We start from the raw sequence: 14174 nt of genomic DNA, 5'->3' as shown, positions 1-14174 counted from the left end.
ATGGCATGTGCCACAATCTCTCTTATACTTGGAGACAAGTAGAGAGCGATCCTTTCATTAGGGGGTCCTCAAGAGAGGTTGATGGGGCATGATTATTGGCGTTCCGAAAGAAATTAAAAATAATGAGTTTCGCGTTGGCATGACACCAAGTTCGGTGCTTTCATACAAACAGGCAGGACACGAAGTGCGGATCGAAACGTTAGCAGGGCACAGCATTGGTTTCACAGACGAGGATTATGCAGCGGCTGGTGCAACAATCGTTGCAACCGCAGCGGAAGTATGGTCATCGGACATGGTCGTCAAAGTGAAAGAACCACTGCCTCAAGAATATGGTTACTTTCATGATGGTTTGATATTGTACACGTATCTGCATCTTGCTCCTGAAGCGGAATTAACGCATGCCCTGGTTAGTCAAAATGTAACAGCCATCGCCTACGAAACGATTCAACTCGAGAACGGGAGCTTGCCGCTCCTAACGCCGATGAGCGAAGTGGCTGGACGCATGTCTGTGCAGATCGGTGCTCATTTTCTAGAGAAAGCTCATGGCGGCAAAGGCATTCTGCTTGGTGGTGTCCCTGGCGTTGAAACAGGGAAAGTAGCTGTGATCGGAGGCGGCATCGTCGGCGCAAATGCAGCTAAAATGGCCATCGGGCTCGGTGCTGACGTAACGATCATTGACTTGAATGCCGACCGGCTTCGTCAATTGGATGATCAATTTCAGGGCCGTGTGAAAACGATCATGTCCAATCCCTACAACATCGCTGAAGTAGTACGCCGTGCGGATCTCGTTGTTGGCGCGGTACTGATTCCTGGCGCTCGCGCACCTCGACTCGTCACCGAGGAAATGGTAAAAACGATGAGTCCAGGCAGTGTGATCATCGACGTTGCCATTGATCAGGGCGGATCGATTGAGACGATCGACCGCATTACAACCCATGATCAGCCAACCTATGTGAAGCATGGGGTCATCCATTATGCCGTAGCCAATATGCCGGGAGCCGTGGCGCGTACCTCTACATTAGCGTTGACGAATGTGACGACCAGCTATGGTCTACAAATTGCAGGCAAAGGTTTCGTGCGTGCAGCGCTCGATAACAAAGCCATCGCTAAGGGGATTAATGTGACACAAGGACATGTCACGTATCAAGCCGTCGCTGAGGCTCATGGCTATGCGTACACGGATATTTATTCGCTGATTCGATAGATCAGAATTTGGGGCCTCCGCAGGTTTGCGGAGGTTCTTTTTCATGGGCAGGGGATGTTTAAAGTCAAAATGGAATTGATGAAAGTGACGATAAGCTTTCCTAGAGTAAGCGATGAGGTGCTTTAAATAAGATTTGTACGCTCCGGATAGATATAGATGGATTTTATACAGTTAATGCTTAGGCAATTCCGTTGAAATGGAAATTAGATGGATTTTCTGAAGTTAATTTCAAGAAATTTGACTGTATTGAGGAAAACTGAAGAAATTAAATACATTTTTTACATCTAATCTGATTTTCCAAGGGGATATAAGCGAAATAGCTGTACAATTTCCAGTTAATCTGTTAACACTAACTCAGGAGACGAAAGGGAGCCCCTTGAAGCAGTGTAAGCAACCCAACCCAACCCAACCCAACTAGCATCCCTATCCTAGCAAATTCGCATTGACGCTACATTTATTAACATATAAAATTGGTGAAGTGAAACGTTTCAACACGTGTTTTGAACTTAAAAATGTTCTTCACTTGACTATGTTACTCAATAGGAGATGACAACTTGACTACGATACAGCAACGCCAAGACGAAATTATTGCGAATATTGCGCATGCAGCTTATAAACAGCCAGTTCTGAGCAATGGTTTTCTATTCGAAGGGGACGTGCGTGACAATTTCTATTACGCATCCTATCTATTCGCTGCTTCTGTGGATCCCACGATCACCTTCGAAGGCGATCGTAAGGAAGCGAGGGATAAAGCAGAGGGTGTTTTCCTTCATCTACTTGAGATTCAAGATCAAGATCCAGCTAGTAGCACTTATGGTCACTGGCCACTTAATTTAAGACCAACGCCTCAAGAGGCGTCTAAGAATACATTGCCAGTTGAGCTCATGGGGAGCTTGATGGTTTATTTTGCCCAGCGATATCAAGAGCAGTTGAGTGAAGCGCTTCGTGTAGCATTTGATAAGACGCTTCGCCATATTTACGACAGCAACTTTTATCGGAAACCGCTAACAAGTTATGGTCATCACGAAGCCAAATATACGGCTGCGAAGCTGATTTTCGGACAACGCTATGAAGATGCCGTTTTAGTCCAAGATGGTTACGAAAGTCTGCAATTAACACTCAAACGAGTCACAGCCAATGGGATGACAGAATACGGTGGTCTCCCGTGGTTCTGGCATTGGGTGCAGGCTTTCACCTGTGCGTGGCAGTTGATCCAAGATACAGCAATCCGAAGTGAGCTAGCTCGCATGCTGGATTATTTGTGGAGCGAGCGAGCGACGTTCTACTTGGGTGGCGCTTGGGCAGGTCCGCACGCGCGGATTTGGCCGCATGACATGCCTAAGGATACGAATGTGCTGCACGATTATGTGCAATACGGGGACTTCAAACTGCCGGCGAACATGCCAAGAACCGAATATGCGGGATTCCTTGAATATAAAGCGCCAGCCCAAACCATTCAAACTGCCTTGCATCGGTCATCAGTCCCCGTCGAAATTAAACGACAAATTCCTAAACAAATCGGTCAAGCTCAGCATGAGAATGATCATCTCCATAGTTATGTATACTTCACAGAAAGCTTTGCAATGGGCGGTATGTGGGAACGAATTCGCGAGTTCGATAACGAACAGCATCGCTGGGACATTGCGTTCCCGCTTGATCACGTACAAGGTGTGAATCATGCTTATTTTTTCCATCCAGATTTGGAGCAGCCAGAAGGAGATTTGCGTCATCAAAGCGAATACACAGAAGTGCTTTTTCATAAACAAGTTATTATGGCTACCTATTCCATACCAGAAGACCAGCCTACCTACATCAAAGGGTGCTTGCCGCTAGGTGAGTGGGTTGAGTCACCAAACGGACTATTTGGACGGGTAGGTAACGCTTTAATGGCCGTATACATCCAGCAACCATATCATCGTGAAGTTCTGGAGGATCGTTGTTTTGTCACTAGTCGAGGTAGAACAAATGCAGTCGTCGTCGAATGCGTTGATCAAGCAAATGCAGAGTCACTCGGCATTCGCGATGTTCACCATTTTGCAGAAATGATGAAAGCCAAGCAACCTACATACGGTGCAAATAACACGATTACATATACTTCCTTGTCCAATCAAACATTGTTGTTAAGCGGCGATCCAACGAAGGAAATCCGTAAACTCATTGATGGTGAGGTCATCGATTTCACTTCGTATACGATCGCTTAAATTCATAGAAATGAGGATGGACACATGCCAGCAGTTGATTATCCATTAGAAAAGCTTCTTTCTTACGAAGGACGAAATCCAAGACCCGAAGATTTTGATACGTATTGGGAGCGTGCAATCGCTGAAATGAAGGCGGTAGATCCGCAAATCGAACTTCGCCCTAGTGAATTTCAAGTACCGTATGCGGACTGCTTTGATCTGTATTTCACAGGTGTTAAAGGTGCTCGCATTTACGCGAAATATATTCGTCCAAAGAATGTGACTGAGCCACATCCAGCGATTGTGCAGTTCCATGGGTACTCCGGTAATTCGGGTGATTGGAACGATAAGCTTTCTTATGCAGCGCTTGGCTATTCCTTCTTCTCCATGGATTGCCGTGGTCAAGGTGGATTCTCGGAGGATGTTGGCGGAACCAAAGGGACGACTCTAAGAGGACACATCGTTCGTGGATTGGATGATCACCCAGATCAGCTCCTGTTCCGTGATATTTTCTTAGATACCGCACAGCTTGCTGGCATTGCGATGAGTATGCCTGAAGTAGACCCTGCACGTGTAGGCGCAATGGGGGGGTCACAAGGCGGTGCTTTAACGATTGCTTGTGCAGCACTTGAGCCACGCATTAAGAAATTAGCACCCGTCTATCCATTCCTGAGTGACTACAAGCGCGTATGGGAGATGGATTTGGCAAAGGATGCCTACCAAGAGTTGAAAGACTTTTTCCGCCGTCATGACCCACAGCACAAACGTGAGGAAGAATATTTCACGAAATTAGGCTATATTGATATTCAAAACCTAGCTAATCGTATTCAAGGTGATGTGATGATGGCCGTAGGTCTCATGGACACGGTATGCCCGCCGTCTACCCAATTTGCGGCTTATAATAAAATCACTGCAAACAAAAAACTAGAAATCTTCCCGGATTTCGGACATGAAGGACTGCCAGGTTTCGGTGATTTGACTTTCCAATTTATGTTAGATCTTTAACAAATTAAAAAACCACTCTCATTCAATTGATGCGAGTGGTTTTTTGCGCTCAGCTTGCTGCTGGCGGTATTGACGCGGTGTGACACCGATCATTTTTTTGAAAAGCTGATTGAAGAATTTCATATCTTGATATCCAACACGCGCAGCGATAACGCTGATCTTATCAGTGGACTCGCGTAAATACTGACAACACGCTTCCAACCGTGCATGCTGCACATAGGTTGTGTAGCTCATGCCTGTGAGCTTTTTCAATTGTCGTTGGAGCTGGCGTTCACTCAATGAAAGCTTTGCAGCTGCCTCGACTAACGTAATCGGATCGCTGCAATTCATCCGAATATAAGTCAGCAAATTTTCGATGCTTTTCATGCTAGTGTGAGGAACAGAAGAATCCGGATCGAACTTCGCTCGATGCATGTAGACGAACAGCTGCTCAACACACGACTGCATAACAGTAATAAAACCAGCTCGTCGAGCTTTATACTCGAAATGTAATCGTTCAAACAACGGTTGAAATTCACCATTTTGTTCATGAAATGATAGGAATTCTACACCGCCATGAGGATCGGTTGCTTTTTGAAAAAAAAGTGGAATTTCTTGCTCTCCCATTGTCACTGCATGCTGAAGTAATTGGTTCATCCATGCCTGTGTGAAAATACAGTTATATACGATGAGCGGCTTGTTCTGATTCGTAGATGCGGGACGAAACACATGGGATATGCCAACAGGCAGGAAGAAGAGGTCGCCTTTCGTAACATTCATACTGACATTTTCTATATAATGGGAACCTCTGCCTTCTGCCACATAGCTGATTTCAATGAAATCATGGGTATGCTGTTGCAAGTCGAAGGACTCATGAACACGATTTACATAAATGGGCAGTTCGGGAACGAAATATAAGTGGCCACCCGATTCCGTAATGATGCGCTTCATCGTCATGCTATTTCACTTTGAAATGAACAACAGCGCTATATAGCATTTTCCCCGCATTCGGGTCGAATACGATATTGTGCTGAATGGCATAAACATCGAGCATTAGCGCCTTGTTGTTGTCGACTTGATCATTGATTTTCTTTTCAAGTGTTTTTAAATCATAAGCCTGAAAAAACTCAATTTTATTTTCGATACGATCTAAAATAAAGTCCATGATCCTGCGCCTCCTATAGGTCTATGTAAATTTATGACGACTTCTCTTATTATAACGTCAATATCTGATATAGGAAGTGGAACTGAATAGGCGTATACTGGAAAATGCGTGGATCGGACGTTTTTAATACATGGAGAAAGACTTACAAGCGAGTCAAAATTGTAATAGGAAGTGATGTCGTTTTGAAGCCGACACGGTTATTGGTTGATTTCTTGCTTAAGAATTGGCTGGTGTATGTCATCGCCGCACTCTTGATTTCGGTAGGGAATATTGTGCACTCGTACTATCCCAAACTGCTAGGCATGTTTACGGACCAGCTCCAGAAGGGTGGACTCAGTAAAAGTTTAATTGCGCAGTACAGCGTGCAGCTGCTTGTAATTGGCGTGACTTTTGGCGTATTGTGCGCGATAGGACAATACATGATTATGCGGAGCGGTCGACGCTTCGAGTTCGAAACGAGAAATCGATTATTTGATCATTTTACCCGGCTTGGAGCAACTTTTTATTCCCAAAATGGTGTCGGTAAGCTGCTAAGCTATGTGATGAATGATGTGACAGTTATTCGAGAGTCCATCTCACTCGGGATCAACCAGATTACGAACTCCGTTATTTTAATAGCTGCCGCTATCGTTTCGATGTTGTTTAGCTCCATTCCGTTGTACGTCATTCTGATCTGTATCGTGCCCTTATTACTAATTCCTGTGTTATCCGCTAAGTTTCAGCCAGTCATCAAGCAGCGCTCCTTACAAGTTCAGGAAGCATTAGGTACGATGACTGAGTCAGCCGAAGAGCAATTTGGAGGCATCCGTGTTGCAAAGAAATTCGCGGTAGAACCGATCATGATTAGCAGATTTAGCGAAACGGTCGATCGGATTCGAGACAACCAACTTCGGTTAGTACGACTTTCCTCTTTATTTGAAGCGTTAATTCCGTTTCTGGGTGCGGTATCGCTAATTATTGCGATTGCCTTCGGGGGCTATTTGACGATTCATGGGCGTATTACGATTGGTCATTTCGTTGAATTAACGTTGTATATTCGGATGATGGTGAATCCCTTACAGCAAATTGGGCGTGTCATTAATGCGCTGCAGCGTTCACGAGCTTCCTTGGAGCGGGTTAATGAGTTACTAGCGAAGGAATCTGACATTAAGCAGAATGAGCTTGCTCAACCTACGCACCTAGATCAGGAAGAGATTCGTATTGAGCATCTGTCTTTTGCATATCCGGATGATGAGGATGAAGTGCTTCATGATATCTCACTGACCATTGAACCAGGGAAATCAATCGGTATCATTGGCAAAACGGGCAGCGGGAAGTCTACGCTGATGAAAATCATGCTGCGAATCTACGATCCGCCGGAAGGAACAGTCTGGATCGGAGATAGCGATATCCGTGATGTGACGCTTGAAAGTCTGCGGAATCAAATCGCTTACGTGCCGCAAGAGGGCTTTTTGTTCAGTACATCCATTCGGGATAATATTGCCTTCTTCAAAAGGGAATCCTCTATAGAACAAGTGGAACGTGCTGCCAATAAAGCACAAATATTGTCCAGCATCGTGTCTTTTCCAGAAAAATTTGAGACGAAGCTAGGTGAACGCGGGGTAACCTTATCAGGGGGACAACGTCAACGAACGAGCTTAGCAAGAGGAATTATCAAAGATTCGCCTTTAATGATTCTAGATGACAGCGTCAGTGCCGTAGATTCGGTAACGGAAAAGCACATTATTGATGCGATTCGGAAAGAACGAACGAATAAGACGACGATCTGGATTGCACACCGGATTTCTGCTCTTAAGCACACCGATGAAATCATCGTGCTGCATGAAGGAAGAATTGTTCAGCGGGGCACCCATCATCAACTGTTAGCCCAAGACGGTTTATACGCGGAGCTGTATGCTATTCAAGAAGGAGGTAACGACGATGTTCAAGCGGAATAAACGTCCACAAGACCAGAGTCAATCGAAAGCTTCCTTTCGTTCGTTAGCTGTGTACGCCAAACCGCACAAGCTCACGTTTGCTGCTGTTGTTGTATGTGCCTTATTAGGTATCGCGGCAGATTTATTTCAGCCATATTTGGTCAAAATTGCAATCGACGACAATCTCATGATTGGGAAAAATGATTTCAACGCACTGATCAAGATTTGCTTGCTGTACGGGGTATTATCTATTTCTAGCATGTTTTTCAGTTACTTACAAAATAATTTGCTGCAATTCGCAGGTCAAAGCATTGTAGCCAAAATCCGTAAAGATTTATTTCAACATATTTTCAGGCAGTCGATGTCCTACTATGATAAAACGCCGAGCGGAAGCCTGATCACGCATGTGTCTAGTGATACGGAAACGTTGAACCAGTTTTTCACCCAAGTGCTCTTAAGCTTAGTACGTGACAGCATGACATTGATTTTCATTATCGTGCTCATGTATCATTTGGATCCGATGCTGACGTTGTATAGTATGATCGTCATTCCTATCATCGTCCTCATCGCGGTAGGTTTCCGTACATATATGCGCAAGACGTACCAGCTCTCACGATCCAAGTTATCGCAAATGGTAGCGTTCACAGCTGAAAACTTATCAGGCATGCACCTTATTCAAGCGTTCCATCAAGAGAAGGAGCAAATGAGTCGCTTTACGGATAAGAACACTGGGTATTTCAGAGCCAATCTAAGAGAGATTCGAACAAGTGTGTTATTTAACCGCTCTTTTGACATATTGGGGAATTTATCGATCGCTTTTATTACTTGGGTGGGTGGTATTGCTGTCTTCGATAAAGCGATCGAGTTTGGTGTGCTTTACGCGTTTATTACGTATATTAGACAGTTTTTTCAGCCTATTAATAACATCACTCAGCAATGGAATACACTTCAATCTACCCAAGTATCCATGAGTCGGATTTGGAATATTTTCTCGGCGCAACCGGAAGTAAAGGACCGAGAGGTTTCAGAATTGATTCCGCTTGTTAATGTCCAAGGAGACATTCAGTTTGATCATGTTCATTTCGGGTATCAGAAGGATACGGCAGTCATTGAAGATTTGGATTTACATATCGCTCCTGGGGAAATGATTGGTGTTGTAGGCACAACAGGTGCGGGCAAAAGCTCTCTGATCAGTCTACTGTGTCGCTTCTATGACGTGCAGGGAGGCGCCATACGGTTAGATGGTATTGATATTAGGGACATTTCACAGACAGATCTCCATCGAACGATTGGTTTGGTCCAGCAAGAACCTTATTTATATGCGGGAAGTATTTTTGAAAATGTAAGGATGTTTGACACTGCGATTTCACGAGAGACGGTCATTGAAGCTTGCAAATTGGTCGGAGCAGATGCGCTCATTTCACGGATGAAGGACGGGTATGACTCCCGGATTTCAGAGAGAGGCAGCGGGCTGTCGGCAGGTGAACGGCAATTGATTTCTTTTGCGCGTATCATTGTATTCCAACCCAAGGTTCTTATTCTAGATGAGGCTACGGCTAATTTGGATTCACAAACCGAGCAGCTCATACAAACGGCCCTGAACATTGTTGCTGAAGGAAGAACGTCCATCGTGATTGCGCATCGGATATCAACAATTATGCATGCCGACCGTATTATCGTGATGAGTCATGGGGAAATTGTTGAAGAAGGCACACACACCGAGTTACTCGCCATGCAAGGCATTTATGAACAACTCGTGCATCATTCACAAGGAAGTCATGCTCAAGAGAATGAAGCAGATGGTCGTATTTCATCCATAGGCTAATGATCAGGTACTAGGAATAGATAGTACTTCTCAAATCAGCGATCTCCTGTAGAATTAGAAGCATAGTAAGAGAGGAGATGAATAGCATGAATTCCAACAAAACCATGGTTCAACTTGGTTATGTTCTGGGGGCTAGTGCTCTTTTAACTGCTATTGGTTACTTCTTTGCTTCTAACTGGGAGAAGTTGAACCGATTAGAGAAATTTATTCCTATATTTGTCCTTATATTGGGGTTTTACGGGCTATCCGTTTGGCTTTCCCGCCAAGTGGGAAGAGAGTTTTTAAGTAAGTTAAGTTTGTTTGCCAGCTGTATTTCTTTTGGAGTTGGGGTCGGGTTGATCGGCCAAACCTATAATTCACACGCGGATAGTTATAGTTTGTTTCTAGTGTGGTCTCTACCAGCAGTTCTGTATGCGATCCTTACAAGGTGGCAGCCCTATTATGTCTTGAGTTATATACTTGGACATCTCGCATATGGACTGTTTTTCTTTCCTAAATGGGGGAGTTTTTCCGAAGCCGAGGGAACTACACTTGTTATCTGGTTAGGGCTTGCGATCGTGAACGGTACCTTGTTCGTCTTGTTTGAGAAGGGCATCATACATTCCCCATTTCTCAAATGGGTGACCTTTCAAGCGACACTTTGTATTTTCGTTATCATGTCGGTATCTCATATGTTCGAGAATTATGGGATTTGGATGAACTTGCCGCTCATTGCAGCGCTGGCAGCAGCCGTCCTGTATGCACATCGAACACAGAGTAAAGTTTATCTGCTGTTCGCAGGGCTTTGGATTTCAGCCGCGATTACCACGAAGTATATTGAATTGATTATCGAGTACCATAATGAACTCTTTTTTATCGTGAGCTTGTTGTTCGTGATCGTGTTTATCGGTGCCAATGTGATGTTTATGAACTATGTGCGCGCTTGGAAGCCATCATCTGAGAAGAATGAAGCGGGAACAGATGTGGACGCAACGACGGAAACCAAAGGCGATGGAGACTTCACCAAGTGGATCGTACGCGTTCTTACCATTTCTGTCATTATCATCGGTTCTCTGTTAGGAAGTTTCACGCTGATTGGGCTCGTGACTGTTGTGTTAGGGTTTGATGAACCTGCTAATATTTTAATCGGATATGGCTTAGTAGCTGTGATTGGGATGTTAGCCGCGCGAGGGTTCAATGTATTAGCTCGCTTTACTATCTTGATAAGTGGACTTATGTTGGGGACTGGTGCAGCCGTTGTCACAGACAAATCGTTAATGCTGCTCATCTATTTAGCTTTAACACTTGTGGCTTTTGTATTTTTAAAGGGACTGATTACAAGGATCCTGTTCTTCCAAGCCTCTGTAATTATCTTAGCTTTTGTCTTATATGATTGGAACCATAGTGGCGTTGCTGTTCTTAGTATTCTTGCGGGTTTACTCTTCCTGCTCTTCGCAGGTGGTCAGGTGATTCGTCTATCAACCTACCGCGAGCCCGTCCTATACAGCAGCTATCCCACTTTCTTATTAGCACTGTTTGCCCTAACCTTTATCACAGAATCAGGGTGGTACTATACGACGAACGTGCTTTTCTTTGTACTCGTTCTAGCGGCCATTCTGATAAGCAGACAGCTTCATATCAAATGGCTATTTGATTGGTCGATGGGGTTCTGGATCGCTTTCCTTGTATACAAATATTACGATTTGGCGTGGAAGCTTCTGCATAAATCCATTAGTTTCGCGATTATCGGTATTTTGATCATTGGAATTACAGTGTGGATTGAGAAGAAGAAGGGACTCGACACAGACGATGCTTCGCTTCTGCAAACGGGTTATGGTTCGAATCGTTGGATCATTGCCTTATTAGTGTTACTTCAAGTAGCGGCTATGTCTTTGCAAATTGGCAAGAGTGAGTATCTTCTTAGTCACGGGAAGCTGATCAAGTTGCAGCTGCAGCCGTTGGATCCGCGTTCTTTAATTCAAGGGGACTATGTTCGTCTACGCTACACGATTTCAGAGCCTCCAATCTATCAAGACAACGTAGAAGAACGGACTTCCAATGGAAAAATAGCCGTTGTTCTAGGCCCAAGCGGAGCTTCAACGGTGTATGAGTTCCGAAGGGAGTACAAAGATGGAGATCAACTTGCCCCTGATGAAGTCCGCTTGAATGGTGAAAGAGAGGGTTATGAAGGAATTAAGTATGGTATCGAGAATTTCTTCATCCCAGAAGGCACTGGAAGAACGTATGAACAGAATGCCAAGTTCGCTGAGGTCAAAGTATCCGCCAACGGGGATGCGATATTAGTACGATTAACAGAGAAATAAATCAATATTTTTAATAATGAAAGAATGAGGAAACGAACATCATGTGGTTACTATTTTCCGTCCTCGCGGCGCTATGTTTTGGGCTGCGAGGAATTTTATATCATTGGTCTAGTCAGCAATCGCTAAATCGAAACGTTCTACTCTGTGGCACATTTGCAATGGGAGCGGTCGTAAGTTTAGCATGTGCCCTAATTTGGCAGTCGGAATGGGAAATATCGGCGTTTATTGGGATTCAAATGGGGTTGTTCTCCTTTGGAGCCAACGCCAGCATGTTCAAAGGCTTCGCAGTCGGCAAGGCTTCCTTAGTTGCTATTTTGACAGGATTGCCATCGGTTGTAGTTGTACTATTTGCATATATCCTGTGGGGTGAACGGCTGAACTTGCTTCAGCTGTTTGCTTTTGTTGTAATTGTCATTGGCATTTTATTCGTCAGGTATTCCAACGATATTACTTTGAAAAACCTACAAGGTGCGGGTTGGGGTGTGATCGCACTCCTCTTATTTGCAGCCAACGACTTGTCCAGTAAATGGACAACTCTCGTGCATGCTTCGCTATTTCCGACCTTGTTCTTTATGTTTGCAACAGGCACGATTTGCTTCGCCATCTGGTGGTGGAAAGATAAGAAGGTGGGCGCTGCGCAGCAAACAGGGGGAAGTGCTTGGACAGAACGCAAAACGTTCCTATTTGGAATGGGCGTTGGTATTACGAATGTCATGGGAATGATTCTTATCATACATGGATTTGCGAACGGAATTACCGGATTGGTTTCGGCGGTTGTCGCTCTGAATGTACTGATCGTACTGTTGTATACGCGATTTATTTTGAAAGACAAATTCTCAAAACTTGAACAATCCGGTTTAGCAATTGCGATGGTTGGCATCCTTATGATGAAGCTAGTTGCTTCTTGAGAGTGCATTTCGGCATGTAAATTACAACATATACTTTCTGAACTGGCGTAAATGCGTTACAATAGAAATATTCGTGCCATTAAGAATGATTCAGGAGGCTATAACGACAATGACAGACAAAGATATCGAAACACAAGCAACTGAAGAGATTGAACATGATCCAGAACGTGATCAAGCCCAAGTCATTATTACATGGTTTCAACATATCCAAGAAATTGTGAAAGAACAGTTCCCTGAGTATGAAGTTGATGGACAAATTGGCAATAACCCAACCTACGGTCCGATGTTTGCTTTTACACTTAAAAAAGACGAAAAGTCCACGGCATGCGGATTTTTCTTGAATGAAATTATGCGAAACTTCCAAACGAATCCAAATGCAGGACTATGGATGTCCTCATTTTTCGTTGATTTATTGAGAAGCGAAGAAAGTCATCTTCTTCCGAATCCGCCTCAATCCGAAGATGAAGCCAAAGAACTGTTGGACAAGCATATTGTTCCTTACTGTGCGGCAGCCGTTCGTGAGGAGTTCCCTGAACAGAAGATCTACGTAGATCTAGAGCTTCATGAGGAGCATGGTCCTGTACTAGAAGCTGGATTTGTTGCTGTCGAAGACGGTAATAACACTTGCGCACTTCCGCTTCAATATTTAATGACATTATATTTATTGAATCGTGACCCAGCAGAACCGTTGATTCAAGCGATGTACCGCTTGTATGAAGAAAATAATTTAGGTCAATAAGATAGCAATGATTCATGCGTGAAGCACACGCCGCTAGCTCCTGTTTGTAGGAGTTGGCGGCGTTTTTATTTGTTTAGGAGGCGATTGATTTGTTTGAGAAGGAGTATGAGGTCTTTTGGAATGAGCAAGTTCATCATGCACAAGGTCAAAGGCTGGAGATGTTGCGTAGGGATTTGACGGGAACGAAGATACTTTTAAAGGAGGTGCTGTTGCCTGTATTAGGCTCGTTTGATGGGTTGGAACTTGAATATGAAATGTTAAGTTTGTCAGGTGTGAAGATATATGGGGACGTTTGTCATCCCACATTGCGGATTGTGTTCGAGGAGGACAGCTTCATTACGCACGCTGAGAAAATAACAAGAGACCGTTTCTCATTCGAAAGGGCACGTGCTCGAAGTGTTGCGATGCTCGGGTATACCTATTTCCCATTTAACCGAGATGAGCTTGAGAAAAAACCGAGTTTCTGCCAAAGAAACCTGTACGAATGGATAGGCCGATTCGGTAATGCGCAAGCAGTAGGTTTGCACGAGTTGCCGGTTTATGAGCGGGAGATTTTGAGGTTTGCTTTAACAAGTAATAAGCCTTTAAATGTAAAGGAAGTGTGCCACTGGTTGCAGCTTACGAGAGTAACTTGTAGCAAAATATTACGAGGCTTGCTATCCAAAGGCTTACTGAGCCCGAGTGGTGGAAGTCTGACAAGAAGTTATCAATTCCTGATCACTGAAAAAGCCATAGCACTTTTGCATCGCAGCAAGTGAGGGGTAGGCATTGAGATAGTCGAAAAAATCGACTATCTCCAGCCCGAGGGAAGCAAAAGGCGCGGAGATAGTCGAAAAAATCGACTATCTCTGGCCCAAGAGAAGCAAAAGGCGCCGAGATAGTCGAAAAAATCGACTATCTCTGGCCCAAGAGAAGCAAAAGGCAGTGAGATAGTCGAAATAATCGACTAT

At 44.3% G+C, this 14174-nt stretch carries 11 protein-coding genes; 9 read left to right on the top strand and 2 right to left on the bottom strand.

Features of this window, described 5'->3' with window-relative positions:
- Nucleotides 1-88 precede the first annotated feature (88 nt).
- From ald to ASL11_RS13680, 3 genes are all read left to right on the top strand, one after another.
- On the top strand, nt 89-1204 hold the full coding sequence (gene ald, locus ASL11_RS13690; RefSeq protein WP_056614905.1) for an alanine dehydrogenase: 1116 nt from the start codon (nt 89-91) through the stop codon (nt 1202-1204).
- A gap of 554 nt (nt 1205-1758) precedes the next feature.
- The gene (locus ASL11_RS13685; protein ID WP_056614903.1) at nt 1759-3405 is read left to right on the top strand and encodes a hypothetical protein; all 1647 of its coding nucleotides are present in this window, start codon (nt 1759-1761) and stop codon (nt 3403-3405) included.
- Nucleotides 3406-3429: 24 nt separating this feature from the next.
- Nucleotides 3430-4389 carry an acetylxylan esterase gene (locus ASL11_RS13680; protein ID WP_056614897.1) on the top strand — a complete coding sequence of 320 codons (960 nt, stop codon included), beginning with the start codon at nt 3430-3432 and terminating at the stop codon, nt 4387-4389.
- Nucleotides 4390-4407: 18 nt separating this feature from the next.
- On the opposite strand, the gene ASL11_RS13675 is transcribed toward ASL11_RS13680, so the two are convergent.
- Together ASL11_RS13675 and ASL11_RS13670 are read right to left on the bottom strand one after the other, a co-directional pair.
- Complete coding sequence (locus ASL11_RS13675; protein ID WP_056614894.1) at nt 4408-5325, bottom strand: AraC family transcriptional regulator; 918 nt, start codon at nt 5323-5325, stop codon at nt 4408-4410.
- 1 nt (nt 5326) lies between these two features.
- On the bottom strand, nt 5327-5533 hold the full coding sequence (locus ASL11_RS13670) for a YrzA family protein (protein WP_056614891.1): 207 nt from the start codon (nt 5531-5533) through the stop codon (nt 5327-5329).
- A gap of 182 nt (nt 5534-5715) precedes the next feature.
- Between ASL11_RS13670 and ASL11_RS13665 the strand changes: the two genes are divergently transcribed.
- The 6 genes from ASL11_RS13665 (at nt 5716) to ASL11_RS13640 (ending at nt 13982) form a co-directional block, all read left to right on the top strand.
- Nucleotides 5716-7470, top strand: coding sequence for an ABC transporter ATP-binding protein (locus tag ASL11_RS13665; RefSeq protein WP_056614888.1), 1755 nt, complete (start codon nt 5716-5718; stop codon nt 7468-7470).
- Nucleotides 7454-9274: an ABC transporter ATP-binding protein gene (locus tag ASL11_RS13660; protein ID WP_056614885.1), complete on the top strand. Its 1821-nt coding sequence runs from the start codon at nt 7454-7456 to the stop codon at nt 9272-9274. Before ASL11_RS13665 ends, ASL11_RS13660 begins: the two co-directional genes overlap by 17 nt.
- A gap of 77 nt (nt 9275-9351) precedes the next feature.
- Complete coding sequence (locus tag ASL11_RS13655; protein WP_082595426.1) at nt 9352-11577, top strand: GDYXXLXY domain-containing protein; 2226 nt, start codon at nt 9352-9354, stop codon at nt 11575-11577.
- Nucleotides 11578-11618: 41 nt separating this feature from the next.
- Nucleotides 11619-12485, top strand: a complete 867-nt coding sequence (locus tag ASL11_RS13650) for a DMT family transporter (RefSeq protein ID WP_056614879.1) — start codon at nt 11619-11621, stop codon at nt 12483-12485.
- A 109-nt stretch (nt 12486-12594) separates the two neighbouring features.
- Complete coding sequence (locus ASL11_RS13645; protein ID WP_056614876.1) at nt 12595-13224, top strand: hypothetical protein; 630 nt, start codon at nt 12595-12597, stop codon at nt 13222-13224.
- An 89-nt stretch (nt 13225-13313) separates the two neighbouring features.
- Complete coding sequence (locus tag ASL11_RS13640) at nt 13314-13982, top strand: hypothetical protein (protein WP_056614874.1); 669 nt, start codon at nt 13314-13316, stop codon at nt 13980-13982.
- Nucleotides 13983-14174: the final 192 nt, after the last annotated feature.

This window comes from Paenibacillus sp. Soil750 (genome assembly GCF_001428045.1).
In the GTDB taxonomy this organism is placed as follows: domain Bacteria; phylum Bacillota; class Bacilli; order Paenibacillales; family NBRC-103111; genus Paenibacillus_E; species Paenibacillus_E allorhizoplanae.
The sequence above is the reverse complement of the archived record's forward strand: the minus strand, read 5'-3'. Positions and strand labels throughout refer to the sequence as shown.

Excerpts from the sequence above, each read along its gene's own strand:
- ald (WP_056614905.1), top strand. The coding sequence starts at position 89 with ATGATTATTGGCGTTCCGAAAGAAATTAAAAATAATGAGTTTCGCGTT.
- ASL11_RS13680 (WP_056614897.1), top strand. The coding sequence starts at position 3,430 with ATGCCAGCAGTTGATTATCCATTAGAAAAGCTTCTTTCTTACGAAGGA.
- ASL11_RS13675 (WP_056614894.1), bottom strand. The coding sequence starts at position 5,325 with ATGACGATGAAGCGCATCATTACGGAATCGGGTGGCCACTTATATTTC.
- ASL11_RS13670 (WP_056614891.1), bottom strand. The coding sequence starts at position 5,533 with ATGGACTTTATTTTAGATCGTATCGAAAATAAAATTGAGTTTTTTCAG.
- ASL11_RS13660 (WP_056614885.1), top strand. The coding sequence starts at position 7,454 with ATGTTCAAGCGGAATAAACGTCCACAAGACCAGAGTCAATCGAAAGCT.
- ASL11_RS13655 (WP_082595426.1), top strand. The coding sequence starts at position 9,352 with ATGAATAGCATGAATTCCAACAAAACCATGGTTCAACTTGGTTATGTT.
- ASL11_RS13650 (WP_056614879.1), top strand. The coding sequence starts at position 11,619 with ATGTGGTTACTATTTTCCGTCCTCGCGGCGCTATGTTTTGGGCTGCGA.
- ASL11_RS13645 (WP_056614876.1), top strand. The coding sequence starts at position 12,595 with ATGACAGACAAAGATATCGAAACACAAGCAACTGAAGAGATTGAACAT.